This is a genomic window from Carboxylicivirga longa, from assembly GCF_050589825.1.
GTDB lineage: Bacteria > Bacteroidota > Bacteroidia > Bacteroidales > Marinilabiliaceae > Carboxylicivirga > Carboxylicivirga longa.
Genome location: NZ_JBNGOZ010000009.1, coordinates 136,982 through 158,534, shown reverse-complemented (window position 1 = coordinate 158,534; position 21,553 = coordinate 136,982). Strand labels below are relative to the sequence as shown.

Below are 21,553 nucleotides of genomic sequence, written 5' to 3'. Positions count from 1 at the left end.
AATTTAGCCTCCAATAGACCAGTTGGTAATTACTATTTACGCAGTTTGACGCACACCATCACCACGCCCTAGGTGAAGGACTTGAGGTTGCCTCAACAGATGTTAGCGTTTTCATTGATTATACAATTTACAACCATGAACGCAACAACACCACAATAGCCCCACACCATTTGGCTTTTCGCCAAAATACCGCTATTATTGTAATACGTCTTTTCCGTAACCAGCTAGTAAATAAAATATCATGCCTTACAAAGAACAAAAAGTAGAAAGATTGTTCTATTCCATTGGTGAAGTGGCGGCCATGTTTGATGTCAAAACCTCACTAATCCGCTTTTGGGAGAAGGAGTTTGACATTATCAAACCCCATAAAAACAAAAAAGGAAACCGCCTGTTTACACCCAAAGACGTGGATAACTTTCACCTTATTTTTCACCTGGTGAAAGAAAAAGGCATGACGCTGAAAGGCGCACAGAAAAAACTAAAAGAAAATCACGACGATACCGTTAATAACTTCGAGGTGGTGTCGAAACTAAAAGACATACGCGACTTATTGGTGGAGATACGTGATAACATTGACTAACAGAAGTAAACGTGCAAATTCAAACCATAATAAACGAATTGGAGCATTTTGCTCCATCAGCGCTCAAAGAAGATTTTGATAATGTAGGACTGCTCGTAGGCAATGCCAGGGACGAAGCTAAGGGAGTATTGATCACCCTGGACATTACCGAAGAAGTAATTGACGAAGCCCTTGAGCGAGGCTGTAACCTGGTGGTGTCGCATCACCCCATTATGCTGGGTGGACTAAAAAAAATTAATGGTCACAGCGCCACCGAGCGCATTGTTATCAAAGCCATACAAAAAGGCATCGCCCTGTATGCTTCACACACCAATGCCGACTCGGTAATAAACGGTGTGAGCGGAAAGATGGCGGATAAGCTGGGACTTGAAAACTGCAAGATACTGGCACCCAAAAAAGAAAGCCTGCTGAAGTTGGTTACTTTTGTGCCCACCGATCATGCCGATGACGTGCGTAAAGCGCTGTTTACAGCCGGTGCCGGTCACATTGGCAACTACGATGCATGCAGCTATAACCTCGAGGGCAAAGGCACTTTTCGTGCCGGAGACAACACAAAGCCTTTTGTGGGACAAAAAGGGGAGATACACAGCGAGGAAGAAACGCGCATTGAAACTGTTCTGCCCGCCTACCGAAAGAGTACGGTTTTAAAAGCCCTAAGAAATGCTCACCCCTACGAAGAGGTGGCCTATGACCTGTATCCACTGGCCAACGAATGGAATACCACCGGACTGGGCATGGTGGGCGATTTGCCGCAGGAGATGGATGAAATAGAGTTCCTTCATCAACTAAAAGAAACCTTTAAAACGGGTTGCGTGCGCTATACCCAACCCTTGGGTAAACGCATACGGCGCGTGGCCCTCTGTGGTGGCTCGGGCAGTTTCCTGCTGGGAAAGGCCATTGGAGCACAAGCCGATGTATTTATCACCGGCGACTTCAAGTACCATCAGTTTGCCGATGCCGAAGGCCGGATTTTAATTGCTGATATTGGCCATTTTGAGAGCGAACAATACACTAAAGAAGTTTTTTTTGAGATACTTACAAAAAAATTCTCTAATTTTGCAGTCCATTTATCAAACGTGAATACGAATCCCGTAAATTATTTATAACAGCATGGCAAAAGCAGATTCTAAAGCAAATGCACAAGAGATGACGGTAGAAGAGCGCCTAAAGGCACTTTACGACCTTCAAAGTGTAGAGTCATCAATTGACAAAATTCGCACCCTTCGTGGTGAGCTTCCTTTAGAGGTTCAGGATTTGGAGGATGAGATTGAGGGGCTTGAAACTCGTATGAGTAACCTTGATGGGGAGGTTAAAAACTTAAATGACGCCATCCTGAGTAAGAAAAACGAGATTAAAGAAGCTGATTTATTAATCAAAAAATACGAAGCTCAGCAAGGCAATGTGCGCAACAACCGCGAGTTCGACTCTTTATCCAAAGAAATTGAGTTTCAAAAGCTGGAGATTGAGCTGTGCGAAAAGCGCATTAAGGAGTTTACCGCTGAGCTGAAAAATAAAAAAGAGCTGAGTGCCTCATCAAAATCACTTATCGATGAGCGCAAGGCCGACCTGGATGCCAAGAAGAAAGAGCTGGAAGAGATTGTGGGCGAGACACAGGTTGAAGAAGAACGCCTGATAAAAAAATCGGAAGAGATTATCAACATCATACCCGAGCGTTTACAGGTGGCCTTTAAACGCATCCGTAAGAATGCCCGCAATGGATTAGCGGTGGTAACCGTTGAGCGCGATGCCTGCGGAGGTTGCTTCAACAAAATTCCGCCACAGCGTCAGATGGATATAGCTTCGCGCAAGAAAATTATCGTGTGCGAGTATTGCGGTCGTATCCTTGTGGATAGTGCCATTGGTGATGAAGAATAGCAATACACTTTCAACAATATTGATAACAGCCGGACACGTTCCGGCTGTTTTTATTGGTGCCTTTTGCTATTTTTATAACAAATAAACAGTATGAAGCACCTCCTTACCCTTCTCCTATTACTTAGCCTGCACGGCATCCTTGGGGCACAGGTAACCCCCTTTTTATCCAACACCGGACAAGATAAGCTATACAGCATCTATCAACAGCCGCTAAAGCAAATAGACCCTAGCAATAAGCCTGACAGCATTGAGGAGGACTACCTGCATTTATACGCTCTCTTTATTGCTTATCAAGGTAGCGAAAACCATTACCTTGCACTTGAATTTACCAAGGCATTAGATGCCTTTGAACAAAGGTACAACGAAAAGCCCCGCTATTCCCTTATGCACAGCACGCTGCTGATACAGCAAAGTCTGCTGCACTGGAGCCTCGGCGCCTTTACGGAGGGTGCACGCAACTTTTACCGTGCCCATCGGCAGTTTAGCAATATCAAACAGAGCCCCTACCCCATTCAATACAACAAACTAAAAGGCCTCTTCGAGGTATTATTTAGCCGCATACCCCGGCAATTCCGCTTTTGGGCCGGGCTATTGGGCATGAAGGGCGATAACGATAAAGGATTTACCCTGCTTAGCAACAATACCAAAGCTTGCCGCAAACTCAAGGGGGAATACCTGGAAGCCCGCGTGCTGCTGAACTATTGTCAGCTGAAATTTGGCGAACCCGATACAAGCTTTATTCAAGAACAAATAAGGCAGACCGATGCTGCGGAGTCGCCACTGCTTACCTTTGTATTGGCCTCGCTCACCTTTAGCCACCGCATGGGTGACGAAGGCTTGTCCCTACTCGACAGCTGCCCGGCTACTGCCTTTGAGTACTTCCCCCTGCTGCACTATGCCCGCGGACGACTGCTCCTTAATGCACAAAACAAAGACGGCATCCACGACCTTAAACGATTTGCGCAGCTTTATACGGGCCAATCCTTTCAAACCGATGCCCTGCTGCGCCGTGCCCGCTGGCATCATCTGAACGAGCAAGCTACAATGCGCGATAGCTTGATTACTAGAATTAAGAAGGCCACACAGCTACCCACAAGCAACGACAAACAGGCAAAAAGAGAGGCTGAGTCCCTGGCCCAAACACCACCCAAGCTGTTACAAGCACGCTTACTCTACGATGGAGGATACTACCAACAGGCACAGACTCGGCTTACACAAAACAATTCCAATGCACTCACCAACTATTACCGGGCAGAACATTACTACCGAAGCGCACAAATAGAACAACAGTTGAGCCACTTCGCAACAGCCCTAAGTCATTACGACCGGGTGATTGCCCTCACAGGCGATGACACCCGCTACATAGGTCCCTACTCAGCCCTGGAAGCGGCAAAAATACACTTGCACATTTACCACAACACAACTGCCTGCCTCCATTACCTACAACAGGCCGAAGCCCTAAATACGGGTGCCTATAAAAAGAGTATCGCCCAAAAAATAGTCGACTTGCACCCTTAGTTGATAACACAAAATTAACAAACAAGGTATTTTCAGGATCGCACCTTTAGTTACCAGAAGAAAGTTCAGAATGCATTTACGGAACGGTTCTTTATTGGCGTATTACGAACGAGAACCCTTCCTTAAAAACTTATTGATCGCTCTACCCGCATGCAGTTAAGCAGTCATCCTTCAGTAACGCTTATCATAAGCGCTACCCTACACGCTACGTGCCCTACATACAATAAGGAGACACGCACTTCGCCTGTGCGACCCGACAGTCTGTAAAAACTTAATATATACTTAACAATTAGGTTTTTATCATTTTCTTTTATAACTTGTTTTTGTTATATATTTGTATTGTTTACTAATTTACTTTTAACCTAAAATGATTGTTATGAAAAAGATTTTACTTTTATGTATTATTTGCACTGCTTTCCTTATCGAATCTTACTCCCAATTGGAACACTGGACTGTTGCGACCTCTTCCATTATGGTAGAAAAGGAAACTGTAGAAAAAACTGAAGGGAATACTTCCATCAAAGTGACTTGGACCAGTACATCTAATCAAGATGTGGAGTCTGAAGTTTTTAATGTAACACCTGATGCACCCTTTTCATACAAACTAGATGTACTGGACAATACCGATGCAGGCCGCGTAAGAATGGTTATCATTTGGAGCTCTGGCAACGACTACCAGAACATATATTCGGAAGATAATGCCAATTGGCAAACCTTGGAATATGCAGGCACAGTGCCAAGCGGTGCAACAACAGCACAAATCAGATTACGTTTTTATGATTCAAGCCCTGGCTTTGCAGCCAATGGAAACTCAGCAACTGTCTATGTTGACAATGCAAGATACACAGAAAATGGAGGCTCCAACCTTATAACAGATGGAGGGTTTGAACTTTGGTCAGCCGTTGGAACACTTGAGGTTACTGCACCAAACGGTGGTGAAAGTTACACTGCCGGTGAACAAATACAACTTGCATGGAATAGCACTGGCGTTAGTAATGTCTATTTTGAAGTATGGACCAGCGATATGTCTTGGGAAAAAATAACAGACAATATTCCGGCTGTCAATAGCACTTATGATTTCACTATACCGGCAAATGCATGGACTTGGGATGGTTACAAAGTAAGAATTGTTGATGCTGACAATACAAGTTTGTATGATGAATCGAACGCTACTTTTTCCATTACCGGACACGATACAGAAGTTTTTTGGGAAGACTTTGGTAGCGGTACATTGGGCAGCTTTGAAGCCATTTCTGCTAGCGGTGCGGAAGTATGGACTTATGGAAGTTACAGCGGTACTACTTTTGCCATGATCAATGGCGCAGGTGCTGATAACGAAGATTGGTTAATATCACCAGCTATCAATCTTGACAATACGAAAAACGAAACAATCGAGTTCGAAACTGCAGTAAACAATTATTTCGACAATTTAGTGGTTAAATATTCAACTGACTATAATGGTTTAGGTGACCCATCCACTGCCACATGGACAACTCTACCTAATTATGAACTTTCGCCTGGTAGTTGGGACTTTAAACGAACTATAGTTGACATTAGTACGCTGTCTGGTAATGTTTACTTTGCATTCATTTACACATCCTCTGCAACTACAACAAACACATGGGAAGTTACAGGAATATATGTTTCCGGCGTTGACGACACCTCAACAAGCATTGAAGATGCTGAAACAGCGAAGGTGATAGTTAGCCCCAACCCCTTCAACAAGGAATTATTTATCAGCACCACAAAGGCCATACAGCAAGCGGTATTGGTGAATACGGCAGGACAAATGGTGAAGCGCGATGCTTCGGGCAGTAAGCGTATTAACACTGCCGATTTAGCCAAGGGTCTTTACATACTGAAGATTGACTTTGTAGATGGTACATCCAAAACCCTTAAGGTCATTAAGAAATAATACCGAAGGAATAAGAGTTTTCGTTGAAACAATAGTAAAGCTGTCCGACAAATATGCCGGACAGCTTTTTTTATGCAGTGCTCAAACTTTTCCAAAGTTTAAAACTTTGGAAAAGGTAGCACAGGCATTTACCCTCCAGGGATCGCAGCTTAATAAGCGCCATGTAAAGCAAGATGCGAGCCCACTAACCCAAAAATACAGCACTGTGCAAAGCAAGGAACGTAGCTGGAAAAGCAGTTTGGCTATTAAGCTACATTCCTTTGCTACAGCCTCCGCTTTAAAAGGCAGAATTACAAGAGACGGCTTTATTTTGAAAACACTGCGCTCTTTGGGCTTTTCATTCTTAGCGCTCTTTACGAGAAAATTTTTATTTCAATTCCCAACACTTAGTAACAACTCAACATCCTCCATCACTCAAATAGCCCCTCGATCAGTTGATCATCGGCCATATTGGGAAGGGTTACTTTCAGCTTTGGGTTAGCGGCCATGGCACGCTTAATGGCAAAAACAGCCCCTTCGTTACGCGCCCAGCTACGGCGCGAGATACCGTTATTCACATCCCAGTAAAGCATATTGGTGAGTCGACGATGTGCCTCATCGCTACCATCGAGCACCATGCCAAAGCCCCCGTTGATCACTTCGCCCCATCCTACGCCGCCGCCGTTGTGCAGCGACACCCAGGTAGCGCCGCGGAAGGCGTCTCCAATAACATTCTGTACGGCCATGTCGGCAGTAAATTGTGAGCCATCGTAAATGTTGGAAGTCTCGCGATAAGGGCTATCGGTACCCGACACATCATGATGATCGCGCCCCAGCACCACAGGTCCGCTGATACGCCCCCCGGCAATGGCCTTGTTGAAGGCCGCAGCTATGCGCATGCGTCCTTCCGCATCGGCATACAGGATGCGCGCCTGCGAACCCACCACCAGTTGATTCTTACCGGCCTCTTTAATCCATAGTATGTTATCGGCCATCTGCTGCTGTATCTCAACGGGCGACTCCTGCATCAGCTCCTCCAACACCTCGGTGGCAATACGGTCGGTGACAGCCAGATCCTCGGGATCGTTGCTGGCACATACCCAGCGGAAAGGACCAAAGCCATAGTCGAAGCACATGGGTCCCATGATATCCTGAACGTACGAGGGATATTTGAATTTCTGATTCTCATCAAGTATATCGGCTCCGGCACGGCTCGACTCCAACAGGAAGGCATTTCCATAATCAAAAAAATACATACCCTTGCTGCAGCATTTATTAACCGCTGTTACATGACGACGCAGACTCTCCTGTACCTTGGACTTAAACAAGGCCGGATCATCAGCCATCATCATATTGGCTTCCTCAAAACTAAGTCCTGCCGGATAATAACCCCCGGCCCACGGATTATGCAACGAAGTCTGGTCAGAACCCAGATCCACCTTGATATCCTCCTCAGCCAGGCGTTCCCACACATCCACCACATTACCCTGATAGGCGATAGATACCACCTCTTTGGCAGCCTTCGCCTGCGTTATGCGTTTCACCAGGGCATCCAGATCATCAATCACCTCATCCACCCATCCTTGTGCGTGGCGCGTCTGTGTGGCCTTAGGATTCACCTCCGCCGTAACGCTGATCACCCCAGCTATATTACCCGCCTTGGGTTGCGCCCCCGACATGCCGCCCAGTCCGGCTGTTACAAAGAGCTTACCGGCAAGGTCGCTTCTGCCACCCGATATTTTACGTCCAGCATTGAGCACTGTTATGGTAGTACCATGCACAATACCCTGCGGACCGATATACATAAACGATCCGGCCGTCATCTGGCCATATTGCGTAACACCCAACGCATTGTATTTCTCCCAGTCATCGGGTTTAGAATAGTTGGGTATCATCATACCGTTAGTCACCACCACGCGCGGCGCATCTTTATGCGAGGGATAAAGTCCCATCGGATGACCCGAGTACATCACCAGGGTCTGCTCATCGGTCATCGTGGCCAGGTACTGCATGCAAAGGCGATACTGCGCCCAATTTTGAAATACAGCACCATTGCCACCATAGGTAATCAGCTCGTGTGGATGCTGAGCCACGGCATGATCCAGGTTATTATGTATCATCAGCATGATGGCCGCTGCCTGTCGCGATTGGTGAGGAAACTCATCCAAATGACGCGCCTTTAGCTTATAATCAGGGCGCAGGCGATACATGTAAATTCGACCATAGGTATTTAACTCTTCCAGAAACTCAGGTGCCAGAGTAGCATGATGCTCCGCCGGAAAATAACGCAGTGCATTACGCAAGGCCAGTTTCTTTTCCTCCTCATTGAGTATATCCTTACGCCGTGGTGCGTGGTTGACACCTCCATCGTAGGGTTTAGGCAACGGCAATATTTGTGGTATCCCCTCTAAAATAGCTGCCTGAAACGCTTTCGTATCCATCTGATCGATTTTTATATGTTCTGTTTTTAGCGAAAGTACAAGCATATTTATTTTCATTACATGACAAAAAACAAATTGCGCAAAATCAGTTTTTGGAAATAAGCCCCTGGCTATTAGCGATCAGACTTTAGTTTTATTAAGTTACTTAAGGCACTGATATCACCTCTTCCCTTTTTGCCTGAGTAAAAGGGGAAGTACCGTGCCAAAGGAGTGGGGATGGGGATTAGGAGTTCGATATACTGGATAAAACCTCGTTGACTGCAAGGAAATCAGATTTAATGATTGAATCCCGGCAGGATTCCAAAATAATATCCCACTAATATGCCCAGGATCACATCCCGGGCTATTCAAATTAAACCACATTCGTGGTTTGAATACAATGAATCCTGAAAGAGTTAAAAATGAATAGCCAAGTACGAGGTGCCGGGCCTATGATCCATACATAATATTTACAAGCACAGTGGGGTTGAATTTTAAATACGAATTACCCTGCCAGGTTTTCCTCTTCCCTTTTTGCCTGAGCAAAAGGGGAAGTACCGTGCCAAAGGCACGGGGATGGGGATCAGGAATTCGGTGTACTGGATAAAACCTCGTTGACTTCAAGGTAATCGCATTTGAAGATTGAATCCCGGCAGGATTCCAAAATAATATCCCACTAATATGCCCAGGATTACATCCCGGGCTATTCAAATTAAACCACCTTCGCGGTTTTGAATGCAATAATCCTGAAAGGGTTATATACAAATAGCCAAGTACGAGATGCCGAGCCTATGATCCATACATAATATTTACAAGCACAACGTGGCCGAATTTTAAATACGAATTACCCTGACTGGGTTTTCCCTTCCCTTTTTGCCTGAGCAAAAGGGGAAGTACCGTGCCAAAGGCGCGGGGATGGGGATCAGGAAAACTTTAAACAGGCCTTAAGCAGGTGGTAAAATATAGCTTCTCAGCAAGCATCTCATCAATCTAAGATGATAAATATCGTTTTCCCTTTGCGTTTAAAAACTGTATCTTGAAATCCAATTATTAAAAATTAATGCACTATGTTTTCAAAAGAGACGTATATAAACAGGCGTAAACGCCTGGCCGAAAAAGTAGAATCAGGACTGATACTGATGCTGGGTAACCGCGATGTACCCATGAACTACAAGGACAATGTGTATCATTTCCGTCAGGACAGTACCTTTCTGTATTTCTTTGGCCTCGACTTACAGGATCATGCCGCCATCATCGATTTAGATAACGACACCGAGTACCTCTTTGGTGACGACCTTACATTGGGTCATATTATTTGGATGGGACCCCAACCCACCATGGCCGAGAAGGCTGCTTCCGTAGGTGTGGCTAACACGCGCCCCATGTCCGACCTGGAGAAGATGGTTGCCGCTGCCTTAAAGTCGAAACGCCCTATCCATTTCAACCCGCCCTATCGTGGTGAGAACATTATGTGGCTGGCCGACCTGCTGGGTTGTCGCCATAACGAAGTGGCTGATAAAACCTCGCTGGAGCTTACCAAGGCCTGCATTGAGCTACGTTCCGTAAAGGAAGCCTGCGAAGTAGAAGAGCTGGAGCGCCAGATGGCCGTAGCCTATCAAATGCATACCACAGCCATGCGTATGGCACAGGAGGGTGCCTCGGAGCAAGCCATCACAGGCGCTATGGAGGGCATCTCCATGAGCGGAGGCGGCATGGTATCTTTCCCCATCATCTGTAGCCGACGGGGTGAGACCTTGCATAACCACAACCATGGCAACATACTAAAAACCGGTGACCTCCTATTGGTTGATGGCGGTAGTGAATCACCATTGCATTACGCTACGGATCACACACGTACATCGCCCGTGGGTGGTACTTTCTCGCAACGCCAAAAAGAGATCTATCAGATTGTGCTGGATGCCAATAACATCAGTCGCGAAGCCACCAAGCCAGGCCATACATACAAAGAAGCACACCTGGTGGCAGCACGTGTTATTGCCGCCGGCCTTAAAGACTTAGGGCTAATGAAAGGTGATGTGGACGCAGCCGTTGCTGCCGGTGCCCATGCCCTCTTCTTCCCGCACGGCCTGGGGCACATGATTGGGCTCGACGTACACGACATGGAGGATTATAACGATACCCTGGTGGGTTACATGGATGAGATGGAGCGCAGCACACAGTTTGGCCTCTCAGCGCTTCGATTAGGCCGTACACTACAACCGGGCTTCTGTGTTACCAACGAGCCGGGCGTCTATTTCATACCAGCGCTGATCGACACCTGGAAAGCCGAAAAGAAACACAAAGACTTTATCAACTACGACAAGGTGGAGAGCTACAAAGACTTTGGCGGCATTCGTCTGGAAGATGATATACTGGTAACCGATACGGGTTGTCGCATACTGGGCGAACGCATCCCCATCAGCGTTGATGATGTGGAAGCCACCGTGCGTGAGGGGCTAAAATAGAGGTGAGTAATGAGTTGGGAGCATGACATACACCCGATTCACACACCACAAGAGAATTATACTTCAATGCTTATATATTCAAATAATTAAGCATTTGCCAGATAATAAAATGGTGGTCAGTAGTAGCCTTCTACTGACTACCTCACTTGGACGAATTTTAAAAATAGACCATGAAAAGAATACCTTTAATACTTTTGGCAGCAGGTCTTTGTCTGGGCGCAGCAGCACAAGAGGAGGCAAAGAGCAGCCTTAAATTTACACCGGTACACAACCTTGAGACCACCCCTGTTAAAAGTCAGGATCAGACCGGCACCTGCTGGTCCTACGCCACCACCTCCTTTCTCGAAACAGAGATTATACGACAGGGAGGTCCTCAAGTCGATCTGTCAGAGATGTATTTCGTTCGCCATGTCTACCCTGAAAAAGCGCGCCTGTATGTGATGGCACATGGGAAAGGCAATTTCAGTCAAGGCGGTCAGGCACACGATGTCATCAATGTGGTACGCCAGCATGGTATTGCCACCGAAGCGGCCTATCCTGGGCGCCCCGACACCAACAAACCCCATAATCACAGCGAACTGGCAAGCACTCAAAAAGCCTTGCTCGATAACTATATCAAGGGACGCAAAGCCAGCCCATCGCCCCAATGGTATGCGGTACAGGAAGCCATACTCGATATTTACATGGGACCACTGCCCAATCATATAGAAAGCAAATCGCCTGAGGAATATGCCCAAAGCATGAACATCGAGGCGGATGATTATGTGGAGCTTACCTCGTATATGCACCACCCCTACTATAAGCCTTTTAACCTGGAGGTACCCGACAACTGGAGCGATGACCACTACTACAACCTGCCGTTGGATGAGCTAATGGCCGTTATGAACAATGCACTGGCCCAAGGCTATTCCTTTGTGTGGGATGGCGATGTGAGCGAAAAGTTTTTCTCTCATAAGCTGGGGGCTGCACTGGTACCAATGGATACAGAAAAGGGATTCGCGCCTCAGAAAGAGAAAGTGATCACTGCCGAAGATCGTCAGGATGCTTTTCTATCATGGCAATCAACCGACGACCACCTGATGCACATCACCGGCCTGAGCAAAGACCAAAACGGAACGCCTTATTACAAAACAAAGAACAGCTGGGGCACTGAACGCGGCGGCTATGAAGGTTACCTTTACATGTCGGAGAGCTACATGCGTTTGCACACCGTGGCCATCATGGTGCATAAAGATGCCATACCTAAATCGATCAAAAAGAAACTAAATCTTGAATAAGTGAAATCGATCTTCCCGTTGCGCTTGAGTGCAATGCTACAGCGCAGGGATAGTAATTACTTTTCTCTTTTGAAAACACAGTTTCTCAATCGAATAAAAATAAGAAAAGCCCCACAACTGTAGGGCTTTTTTATTTTGTTCATGGGCATTAAATTCCCAAACTATTCATCTTAATCGAAGGTCTGATTAGAGTTGGAGGCAATCTGAATCATCTTATCATACTGCTCAGCCGTTAGGTCCTCCTGGAAATAATAATGCTGCGGGTTTACTTTACGACCTTTCACATGCACTTCGTAATGCAGGTGTGGCGCCGTACTACCTCCTGTGTTACCTACAAAGCCAATTACATCGCCCCGATTAACACGCTGCCCCTTGCGCACATTAAATTTAGTAAGGTGAGCGTAGAGTGTTGTGTATCCAAAGCCATGATCAATCTCGATGCGGTTACCATAACCGGTTTTTTGTCGTGTTATTTTCGACACCACACCATCGGCCGTTGCATAAATATCGGTGCCCTTAGGTGCTGAGAAATCCATCCCTTCGTGGAATTTCTTCACCTTGTAGATAGGGTGAATGCGCCAGCCCCATCCGGATGCTGTACGTTTAAGATCCTTATTGGCAATGGGCATAATGGCCGGTGTACAGCGCAGCATTTCCTCTTTGCGCATGGCCAGATTAATAACCTCATCAAAAGAAGTGGATTGTACATAAAGCTGCTTCATCACCACATCGAGTCGCTTGGCCGTTGAAATAACCAGGGAGGCATTGTCCATGTCTTCAAGATGACGATAACGATTAACACCACCGAAACCGGCGCGACGGATACTATTGGGGATGCTATCTGCCTGAAAGATGGTACGATAAATATTCTCATCGCGCAGCTCAATGTCCTCCAGCACTAACTCCAGCTGATCCAGCTTCTTATTCATTATGTCGTACTGCGATAGTAACTGCTGATTCTCCCGCTCCAGACGTTTCTCAAGAGGACTCTTAAAAACGTATGGATAAATGAGGTATGTAAGCATACCCACCAGTAGAACAAACAAAAAATAAATGGATGCTCGGGAGATATAGTATTTAAAACCTTTATTTATTTTATCGTAGCTAAGCGTTTCTGGATTATAACGATACTTAACTTTTGACATAGTCCGGATGTTTTACTTTTAATTCGAAAATTTGGGCACTAATCGAGCCAAAATTACTTAAATAATCTAACTTTGCAAGGCATTTTTTATTTACATAACTCCGAAAATACAAAACTAGGCAATATGATGACGGCGTCTGAAGTGAGAAAAAGCTTTCTTGATTTTTTTAATTCGAAACAGCACAAAGTGGTTTCGTCGGCTCCAATGGTAATAAAAAACGACCCGACATTGATGTTTACCAATGCCGGCATGAACCAGTTTAAAGATATATTCTTAGGAAATAACAATCCTGACAGCAAGCGTGTTACCAACTCACAAAAATGTCTGCGGGTATCGGGTAAGCACAACGACCTTGAAGAGGTAGGGCATGACACCTATCACCATACAATGTTTGAGATGCTGGGTAACTGGTCCTTTGGCGATTATTTTAAAGAAGAAGCCATTGCCTGGGCCTGGGAATACCTCACCTCGGTGCTTAAGATTGATAAAGACCGCCTTTACGTTACCGTATTTGAAGGCAGCCAGGAAGATAACGTGGGGCGTGATGATGAAGCTGCCAAAGCCTGGAGGGCCTGGATTGCCGAAGACCGCATCATCAACGGTAATAAAAAAGATAATTTCTGGGAGATGGGCGAGACTGGACCCTGTGGCCCCTGCTCGGAAATACACATTGACATGCGACCCGACGACGAGCGTGCCAAGGTAGATGGCAAGTCATTGGTAAACATGGATCACGATCAGGTGATTGAGATATGGAACCTGGTATTTATACAGTTTAACCGCATGGCCAACGGCGAGCTTGTGCCACTGCCCAACAAACACGTTGATACGGGCATGGGATTTGAACGTCTGGTGCGTGTTATTCAGGGTAAATCATCCAACTACGACAGCGATGTGTTTACACCCATCATTAAAAAAATTGGTGAGCTATCGGGCTTCGAATATGGCAAAAAGGAAGAGACCGATATCGCCATGCGTGTAGTAGCCGACCACGTGCGTACCATTGCCTTCTCTATCACCGATGGTCAGCTGCCATCAAACAACAAAGCAGGATATGTAATACGTCGCATTCTACGCCGTGCCGTGCGTTACAGCTACACTTTTTTAAACTGTAAAGAAGCTTTCGTGCATCAGCTGGTGCCCGTGCTAATTAACACCATGGGCGAGGCTTATCCGGAGTTAAAAGCACAGCAGACACTGATAGAAAAAGTGATCAAGGAAGAGGAAGAGTCTTTCCTGCGCACTCTGGCCACCGGCATCAGCATGTTGGATAAGATTATTGCCGAAACAAAAGCCAAGGACTACAAGGTGGTAAGCGGTGCTGTGGCATTTGAGCTATACGACACTTTTGGCTTCCCGCTGGACCTGACAGAGCTGATACTTAAAGAGAACGACCTGGTGGTTAACCGCCGTGAGTTTGAGGGCGAGATGCAGAAACAAAAGGACCGCGCCCGCAATGCCTCAGCCATTGAAACCGATGATTGGGTAGAACTGCAACACGATGATCACGAGGAGTTCATCGGCTACGACTACCTGGAGGCAGAAATATTTATAACACGCTACCGCAAGATCAAACAAAAGAATAAAGAGCTGTATCAGCTCGTATTTAACATCACACCTTTCTATGCCGAGAGTGGTGGCCAGGTAGGCGACAGCGGATATATTCAAAAGGGCGATGACAAGGTTTCTATCATCGATACCAAGAAGGAGAATAACCTTATTGTACACCTGACGAAGAAATTACCCGCCGAACTCAATGGTAGCTTCAAGGCCGTTGTTAACAAAACAGCGCGCCAGAACACTGCCAATAACCACACTGCCACCCACCTGATGCACGAGGCCTTGCGCGAGGTGCTGGGCGAGCATGTGGAACAGAAAGGATCGCTGGTACATCCTGATTATCTGCGCTTCGACTTCTCACATTTTCAAAAAGTGAGCAGTGAAGAGATTGCTCAGGTGGAGAAACTGGTTAACCAACGGATCCGCCAAAACATAACGATAGAAGAAATGCGCGATATACCCCATGCCGAGGCATTAAAGATGGGTGCCATGGCGCTTTTTGGTGAGAAGTACGGTGACCTGGTGCGCGCCATCAAATTTGGCTCTTCAGTAGAGCTGTGTGGTGGTACACACGTAAAGGCCACGGGTCAGATGGGATTTTTCAAAATCATCGGCGAATCATCGATTGCCGCAGGAATACGCCGTATCGAAGCTGTGACTGGTGAAAAAGCTGAGGAGTTTATCAATCAACAATCAGCGCTATTGAAGGAGCTGGGCGAGATGTTTAAAAACCCGGCCAACCTGAAGAAGAATATCGAGAACCTGATGAGCGAAAACAGCAAGCTAAGCGCCCAAACGGATGGCATGCTGAAAAATATGATGGCCATCGAGAAACGTGACCTGATAGACAGCGCTAAAGAACATGGCGGCATCAAAATCATTGCCACGCGTGTGAAACCTATGCTGGCAAACTCATTGAAGGATCTGGCCTTTCAGATAAAACAAGAGTTGGATGATGTAGTAGCTGTGCTGGGCGCCGATGTCAATGGTAAGCCCCAACTGGCCATTCTGGTTTCGGATGCCTTGGTAAAAGAAAAAGGACTGAATGCCGGTACTATCGTTCGCGAGGCTGCCAAAAAGATGCAAGGTGGCGGAGGTGGGCAACCCTTCTTTGCTACAGCCGGTGGAAAAAACCTGGCCGGCCTTGATGTAGCCATTGAAGAGGCTGTGGCCATCGTAAAGAATACGTTGGATAGCTAGTTTATACGCATATAAAATATCTAAAAGCTCGCCAATGGCGGGCTTTTTTTTTCAATCAATAACTCCCCTGGAAGAACATTATAGTATTTATACTCGAGAACTCCTTTGCACATAGCAGTGTTGAAAAATACTATCGACAATAAAGATATATGCTAATTAAAAAAAGCCACGCTAATCACGTGGCTTTTTTTACATTTTTGCTTTCTTATTTATCAAAAAATAGCATCAACCTATGATAACAGACCATTTAATAATTTACGCATAAAAGTTTAAATGCCTTTGATAAACAAGCTATTGATTCAAAACTGCCATTCTTATTGTTTTGCAGTCTCTTCTAATGGACATTCATCATCGATATTGATAACATATTTGAAATCATCTGTACCAAGTTTTTGAACACCTCTTCCCTCAACAGGCCGATACATAGAACCTGTTGCAAAATCAACAACCAAGGGTACAACACCAGTTATCACAATATCAGAGATTAACCAACCAACTCTCAGCTCGTTCATATACTCCTTTTTAACCTTACAATCACCATCTACAACTTCAACGTAAACTGATCTATTTCTCGCTTCTAGCGTGGTAGCTTCTCCGGTATCAGAAACTTTATGATCATTTACGTAAATTTTTGCATTAGGTCGATTCTCTACTTCATAATGAGCATTATACTTTGCTCCTCCAAATAATGTTGCACAAGATTGTAAAACCAAACTGCTCATGACAATTACTGCCAGACTTAACTTTTTCATGTTTTAATAAGTTAGAATAATAAATATGCTCATAAATTATTTATCAGCATGATAATAATTAAAATTGAATATCTTCAGCACGAATTAAGCTTGTATTTACGAATAGAAATATGATACTGATCATTACTCATAATCATTTATTATAGTACAATATACCGAAACCTAATATCGACTTGGTTTTAATTACTTTACGAAGGTAGAGGGGGATAAAAAAATATTTAAAAAATACATAGATTATCGCACAGAGATAATCAAAACCTATTTTACCGGTATAAACCTAGTAAGAAGCGAGCCAATTGCAGTAAAATAATCAGTTATACGTACTACATAGAATATAGCCACGTAAAAATAGCGGGATACTTTGCTCGGGACGAAGGGGTTGCAGGTTCAGATCATGTCATTACGACAAAACCTTTCTATTCTATAGGAAGGTTTTTAATTTGCAATTAACTCGCTTATTTTTACCTATGATTCAATTATCTCATTATTTCCCCAATGGCTCTTTCAATGCCTTCCTTATCGAAACCACAAACGCCGTATAATTCGGTTTGCGTGCCATGTTCAATGTATTTATCAGGGATTCCCAGGCGTTTGATCCGCGCTGCATAACCCTGATCGGCCATAAACTCCAGCACGGCACTTCCCATGCCACCCACAATGGTACCATCCTCGATGGTAATTACCTTGTTGTGCTTCTGAAAAACAGCATGTAGCAAGTTTTCATCCAATGGCTTCACAAAACGCAGATCGTAATGGGCAATAGACAGTCCTTCCTGCTCCTTCTTAGCGATTACCTGCGCCGCCTTAAGTCCAATGGGACCAATGGTGATAATGGCAAGGTCATCACCTTCTTTAAGCTGACGCCCTGTTCCCACAGGTATTTCCTTCATGGGGCGCTGCCAGTCGATAAGCGAGCCATTACCCCGCGGATAACGGATTGTAAAAGGACCTTGATCGGGCAGTTGCGCCGTAAACATCAGGTGGCGCAGCTCTTCCTCATCCATGGGCGATGCCACCGTCATATTTGGGATGCCTCGCATGTAGGAAAGATCATAAGCGCCATGATGGGTAGCTCCGTCGGCGCCCACCAATCCACCACGGTCGAGGCAAAATACCACATTCAGGTTTTGCAGCGCCACATCATGTATCACCTGATCGTAGGCACGTTGCATAAACGAGGAGTAGATATTACAGAATGGCGTATATCCTTCCATGGCCAGGCCGGCTGAAAACGTTACCGCATGCTGCTCGGCAATCCCCACATCAAAAGCTCGATCGGGCATCTTCTCCATCATAATATTCAGACTACATCCCGATGGCATAGCCGGTGTTATTCCAACTATCTTATCATTCTTCTCAGCCAGCTCAACAATGGTATTCCCAAACACATCCTGAAACTTAGGTGGCTTGGGAACCGATGATTTCACCTTCAGACTCTGCCCCGTTATCTTATCAAAGCGATCGCCCACAGCATGCCAGGCGGTTTGATTTTCTTCGGCCAGCTTAAAGCCCTTACCTTTCTTGGTAATTACATGCAACACCTTTGGCCCCGGCAGTTCTTTCAGGTCACTCAGTACCTTGCGCAAGTGATCTATATCGTGCCCGTCAACCGGGCCGAAATAACGAATATTAAGTCCTTCGAATATATTGGTCTGCTTGGTCAGCAGGTTTTTAAGCGAGTTATTCAGCTTGGTAATCATCTCCTTAGAACGAGGACCCGTCAACTTCATCTTTTCCAGCACCTTAAAAGCTTCACTGCGCAACTTATTATAGGTTTGCGAGGTAGCAATGTCAACCAGGTATTCGCTGAAACCGCCCACGGCCGGATCAATGGCCATATTGTTGTCATTGAGTATCACCAGCATATTGGATTTCAGCGACGACATATTGTTCAGGCCTTCAAAGGCCATGCCAGCCGTCATAGCGCCATCGCCAATTACGGCCACTACGTGCTTATCCTTATCCTTATTGAGCGTGGCAGCGGCGGCCATTCCAAGGCCTGCCGAGATAGAGGTGGATGAGTGCCCTACTCCAAATGCATCGTACTCGCTCTCGAAAATATTGGGAAACCCACTGATGCCTTTAAATTTACGGTTGGTATGAAACACATCACGCCGACCGGTCAGTATCTTATGACCGTAGGCCTGATGCCCCACATCCCAAATAATTTTATCCACCGGTGAATCAAAAACATAATGCAACGCCACCGATAGTTCAACCACACCCAAACTCGCGCCAAAATGACCCGGGTTACAAGACAAAGCGTCAATAATAAATTCTCTAAGTTCATCGCAGACCTGTGGCAATAGCTCGGCCTCTACCTTTTTTAGATCGGCAGGCGAATTGATTTTGTCCAACAAGCGGCTTGACCCTTCGTTCATATTGGTAACTCTATGAGCTGATTAAAATTATGTATTTCGTACAATCTAAAAACGAAGCAAAGATAATAAGAATGACCTTATAAGTACGCACGAATTTGATTTTCTGAAGGGACACGGGAACCCTTCGCATTTCATAAGGAACTAGGGCATTGTTGATCCAGCTTTTTTTTCAATCTTTGAAATAAAATTAAGCGATACAATATGAAACGACCATGCCAATTTGATTATCTAAACTAACACACAAGTGGATGATCAACTTTATTGGGGGTTCCATATGGCAATTGAAAGAAAATACTATCATATGAAAAATGTCTTATATAGCTTATTAGCCCTTGCCCTGATGGCGGCCTGTGTCCCGTTAAAGCAATACCAATCACTGGAAGCAGAAAATGAAACACTGAAAGCGGAAGCCAACAAAACCAGCCGTGAAAACAATAGCCTGAGCGTTCAAAACAAAGAACTAAGTGCCAAACTAAAACGCATGAGCGATAAGGTATCCGCACTTGAGAAAGAGACCGCATCATTAGACAAAGAACTTAGACGGCTGCAGCAACGCTATAATGACATGAATACCCGCTATTCCGAGGCACTTCAAAACCTAAAAAATGCCTCATCGAACGATGTTGATAACCGACGATTACTGGAGCATCTGCAAGCACTGCAAAATGATTTGCAGAAACGCGAAGATGAACTGATAGCTGCAGAACAAGCCCTCGATGACAAGAAAGAAAGCCTGGAAAAGGCACGATCTGAGCTGTCGCAAGCACAAGCCACCCTCGACGCACAAAAAAAACGTCTCATTGAGTTAGAGCAGCTACTCACTCAGAAAGATGATGCCATGCAAAACCTGAAAAGAACCATCAGTGATGCCCTTATCGGTTTTGCCGATGATGAGCTACAGGTACACACTAAAGACGGCAAGTTATATGTATCGTTGGAAGAAAAGCTACTTTTTCAATCGGGACGTTACGAAGTGAACCAGCAAGGAGTTAACGCCCTTAAAAAAATTGCCGGCGTACTGGAACGACATACCGATATTGACATACTAGTGGAGGGGCACACCGATAAAGTACCCTACAACGGACAAGGCGCCTTGAAAGACAACTGGGATCTGAGCGTAAAAAGAGCCACCTCAGTGGTGCGCATCCTCCTTAATAACAGCCAAATTGATGCCAGTCGCGTTATTGCGGCAGGTCGCAGCGAGTACCTGCCCCTCATGACGGGCAACGATGCCATGGCACTACAGAAGAACAGACGCACCGAAATCATTCTGACACCCCGTTGGGTAGAAGTATTTGAAATACTAAATGTTAAGCCTTAGGCGAGTCATAAGAACATGGCTGTTGGAGGCCTGGGCAATCCTTCGCACTCTAAAGCTTCGTCGCATCGTTAATGCGGCGAAGTTGGTGCTATCTTACCTCTACAGCCTCGTTACACAAAGGGTGGTATTGCGCGGAAGCCCCATGGCCTTTGCCATAGAGCCCACCAGTATTTGCAATCTGCACTGCCCTGAATGCCCCACGGGTACCGGCCTACTCAAGCGCCCAAGAGGTATGATGGATCTACAAGACTACCGACATGCCCTGAAACAATTGGCACCCCGGCTGATGTACCTGAACCTGTATGTGCAGGGTGAACCTTTTATGCATCCGCATATTGGACAGATGATTAAAGAAGCCTCGTGCTATGCACTTTACACTTCCACCTCAACCAACGGGCACTACATCACCAAAGAAAATGCACGTCAGCTGGTGGAAGGGCGCCTCACCCGGCTTATTTTTTCCGTAGATGGCGCATCGCAGGAAAGCTATGAACTATACCGCATTGGTGGAAAACTGAATCGTGTTAAACAAAGTATTATTGATGTGATACGGGCACGACAAGCGGCGCGCACACCCTACCCCATTGTTGTCATGCAGTTTCTGGTATTCAGACATAACGAGCATGAGCTAGGTGCCATAAAAAAACTGGCGCGCACCCTAAGGGTTGATAAGCTAGAGATAAAAACGGCACAACTAAATGAATTTGGCACCCTGCAAGCACCTACTAATAGCCGATACAGCCGCTATGCCGATACCAAAGAGCATATTATGAAACAAGCCACCCACAACCGCTGCTGGCGTCAATGGCATGCCATCACCCTAACCTGGGATGGTCGCTTAGCACCTTGCTGTTATGATAAGGATGCGGAACACAGTTTTGGCAATCTTCAACACCAAACGCTTCATTCGCTATGGTTTAGCCCTAGGAGCATAGCATTTAAACAACAAGTGCTTAATGATCGACATAAGATTACGATGTGTCGCAACTGTCCGGAAGGTGCCCACTTATTCTGATTGCCCCTTCTTCTGCCGCTACGCATGCCAAAATCAAGGTTTGTCAGGCCCTGACAGTCATTGATAAAAGGCAGGGCAAAATTTCATCAAAATAAATAGCTTAAATATTATATTTATTTAACTTTAACATGAAATCGTTAATCAACCATT

General features: G+C 45.6%; 14 protein-coding genes. 10 read left to right on the top strand and 4 right to left on the bottom strand.

All coding sequences use genetic code 11. The features are described 5' to 3' along the window. The first annotated feature begins 241 nt into the window (after positions 1–241). The 5 genes from ACRD7A_RS10070 (at position 242) to ACRD7A_RS10050 (ending at position 5,888) form a co-directional block, all read left to right on the top strand. Positions 242–580, top strand: coding sequence for a MerR family transcriptional regulator (locus ACRD7A_RS10070; RefSeq protein ID WP_430811726.1), 339 nt, complete (start codon positions 242–244; stop codon positions 578–580). An 11-nt stretch (positions 581–591) separates the two neighbouring features. Then, positions 592–1,686 (top strand): Nif3-like dinuclear metal center hexameric protein, encoded by a 1,095-nt coding sequence (locus ACRD7A_RS10065; protein WP_430811725.1) that lies wholly within the window; start codon positions 592–594, stop codon positions 1,684–1,686. Positions 1,687–1,690: 4 nt separating this feature from the next. Then, positions 1,691–2,455 carry a zinc ribbon domain-containing protein gene (locus tag ACRD7A_RS10060; RefSeq protein WP_430811724.1) on the top strand — a complete coding sequence of 255 codons (765 nt, stop codon included), beginning with the start codon at positions 1,691–1,693 and terminating at the stop codon, positions 2,453–2,455. Positions 2,456–2,545: 90 nt separating this feature from the next. Beyond that, positions 2,546–3,973 (top strand): hypothetical protein, encoded by a 1,428-nt coding sequence (locus ACRD7A_RS10055; RefSeq protein ID WP_430811723.1) that lies wholly within the window; start codon positions 2,546–2,548, stop codon positions 3,971–3,973. A gap of 376 nt (positions 3,974–4,349) precedes the next feature. Next, positions 4,350–5,888, top strand: coding sequence for a T9SS type A sorting domain-containing protein (locus ACRD7A_RS10050; RefSeq protein ID WP_430811722.1), 1,539 nt, complete (start codon positions 4,350–4,352; stop codon positions 5,886–5,888). A gap of 410 nt (positions 5,889–6,298) precedes the next feature. Here the strand turns inward: ACRD7A_RS10050 and hutU are convergent, their stop codons facing one another. Next, positions 6,299–8,308 carry a urocanate hydratase gene (hutU, locus tag ACRD7A_RS10045; RefSeq protein ID WP_430811721.1) on the bottom strand — a complete coding sequence of 670 codons (2,010 nt, stop codon included), beginning with the start codon at positions 8,306–8,308 and terminating at the stop codon, positions 6,299–6,301. 1,046 nt (positions 8,309–9,354) lie between these two features. Between hutU and ACRD7A_RS10040 the strand changes: the two genes are divergently transcribed. Together ACRD7A_RS10040 and ACRD7A_RS10035 are read left to right on the top strand one after the other, a co-directional pair. Further along, a complete protein-coding gene (locus ACRD7A_RS10040; RefSeq protein WP_430811720.1) occupies positions 9,355–10,752 on the top strand; it encodes an aminopeptidase P family protein in 1,398 nt (465 codons plus the stop codon). A 170-nt stretch (positions 10,753–10,922) separates the two neighbouring features. Beyond that, complete coding sequence (locus tag ACRD7A_RS10035; protein ID WP_430811719.1) at positions 10,923–12,029, top strand: C1 family peptidase; 1,107 nt, start codon at positions 10,923–10,925, stop codon at positions 12,027–12,029. 170 nt (positions 12,030–12,199) lie between these two features. Here ACRD7A_RS10035 and ACRD7A_RS10030 read toward each other — a convergent pair whose 3' ends face one another. After that, positions 12,200–13,174 (bottom strand): M23 family metallopeptidase, encoded by a 975-nt coding sequence (locus tag ACRD7A_RS10030; RefSeq protein ID WP_430811718.1) that lies wholly within the window; start codon positions 13,172–13,174, stop codon positions 12,200–12,202. Between the two features lie 123 nt (positions 13,175–13,297). On the opposite strand from ACRD7A_RS10030, the gene alaS reads away from it, so the two are divergent. Further along, a complete protein-coding gene (alaS, locus tag ACRD7A_RS10025; protein ID WP_430811717.1) occupies positions 13,298–15,934 on the top strand; it encodes an alanine--tRNA ligase in 2,637 nt (878 codons plus the stop codon). Between the two features lie 314 nt (positions 15,935–16,248). Here alaS and ACRD7A_RS10020 read toward each other — a convergent pair whose 3' ends face one another. Next, complete coding sequence (locus tag ACRD7A_RS10020; protein WP_430811716.1) at positions 16,249–16,686, bottom strand: hypothetical protein; 438 nt, start codon at positions 16,684–16,686, stop codon at positions 16,249–16,251. Between the two features lie 476 nt (positions 16,687–17,162). After that, positions 17,163–19,067 carry a 1-deoxy-D-xylulose-5-phosphate synthase gene (gene dxs / locus ACRD7A_RS10015; protein WP_430811715.1) on the bottom strand — a complete coding sequence of 635 codons (1,905 nt, stop codon included), beginning with the start codon at positions 19,065–19,067 and terminating at the stop codon, positions 17,163–17,165. A 301-nt stretch (positions 19,068–19,368) separates the two neighbouring features. Between dxs and ACRD7A_RS10010 the strand changes: the two genes are divergently transcribed. Beyond that, entirely contained in the window at positions 19,369–20,388 is a 1,020-nt protein-coding gene (locus tag ACRD7A_RS10010) for an OmpA family protein (protein ID WP_430811714.1), read from the top strand. Next, positions 20,375–21,403 carry a radical SAM/SPASM domain-containing protein gene (locus tag ACRD7A_RS10005; protein ID WP_430811713.1) on the top strand — a complete coding sequence of 343 codons (1,029 nt, stop codon included), beginning with the start codon at positions 20,375–20,377 and terminating at the stop codon, positions 21,401–21,403. Before ACRD7A_RS10010 ends, ACRD7A_RS10005 begins: the two co-directional genes overlap by 14 nt. Positions 21,404–21,553 lie beyond the last annotated feature (150 nt).

Bases quoted from the DNA above. Each gene is read 5' to 3' on its own strand.
- ACRD7A_RS10010 (WP_430811714.1), top strand. From the start codon at position 19,369: ATGAAAAATGTCTTATATAGCTTATTAGCCCTTGCCCTGATGGCGGCC.
- ACRD7A_RS10005 (WP_430811713.1), top strand. From the start codon at position 20,375: ATGTTAAGCCTTAGGCGAGTCATAAGAACATGGCTGTTGGAGGCCTGG.
- ACRD7A_RS10060 (WP_430811724.1), top strand. From the start codon at position 1,691: ATGGCAAAAGCAGATTCTAAAGCAAATGCACAAGAGATGACGGTAGAA.
- ACRD7A_RS10020 (WP_430811716.1), bottom strand. From the start codon at position 16,686: ATGAAAAAGTTAAGTCTGGCAGTAATTGTCATGAGCAGTTTGGTTTTA.
- ACRD7A_RS10035 (WP_430811719.1), top strand. From the start codon at position 10,923: ATGAAAAGAATACCTTTAATACTTTTGGCAGCAGGTCTTTGTCTGGGC.
- alaS (WP_430811717.1), top strand. From the start codon at position 13,298: ATGATGACGGCGTCTGAAGTGAGAAAAAGCTTTCTTGATTTTTTTAAT.
- ACRD7A_RS10055 (WP_430811723.1), top strand. From the start codon at position 2,546: ATGAAGCACCTCCTTACCCTTCTCCTATTACTTAGCCTGCACGGCATC.
- ACRD7A_RS10030 (WP_430811718.1), bottom strand. From the start codon at position 13,174: ATGTCAAAAGTTAAGTATCGTTATAATCCAGAAACGCTTAGCTACGAT.
- ACRD7A_RS10070 (WP_430811726.1), top strand. From the start codon at position 242: ATGCCTTACAAAGAACAAAAAGTAGAAAGATTGTTCTATTCCATTGGT.
- dxs (WP_430811715.1), bottom strand. From the start codon at position 19,067: ATGAACGAAGGGTCAAGCCGCTTGTTGGACAAAATCAATTCGCCTGCC.
- hutU (WP_430811721.1), bottom strand. From the start codon at position 8,308: ATGGATACGAAAGCGTTTCAGGCAGCTATTTTAGAGGGGATACCACAA.
- ACRD7A_RS10040 (WP_430811720.1), top strand. From the start codon at position 9,355: ATGTTTTCAAAAGAGACGTATATAAACAGGCGTAAACGCCTGGCCGAA.
- ACRD7A_RS10050 (WP_430811722.1), top strand. From the start codon at position 4,350: ATGAAAAAGATTTTACTTTTATGTATTATTTGCACTGCTTTCCTTATC.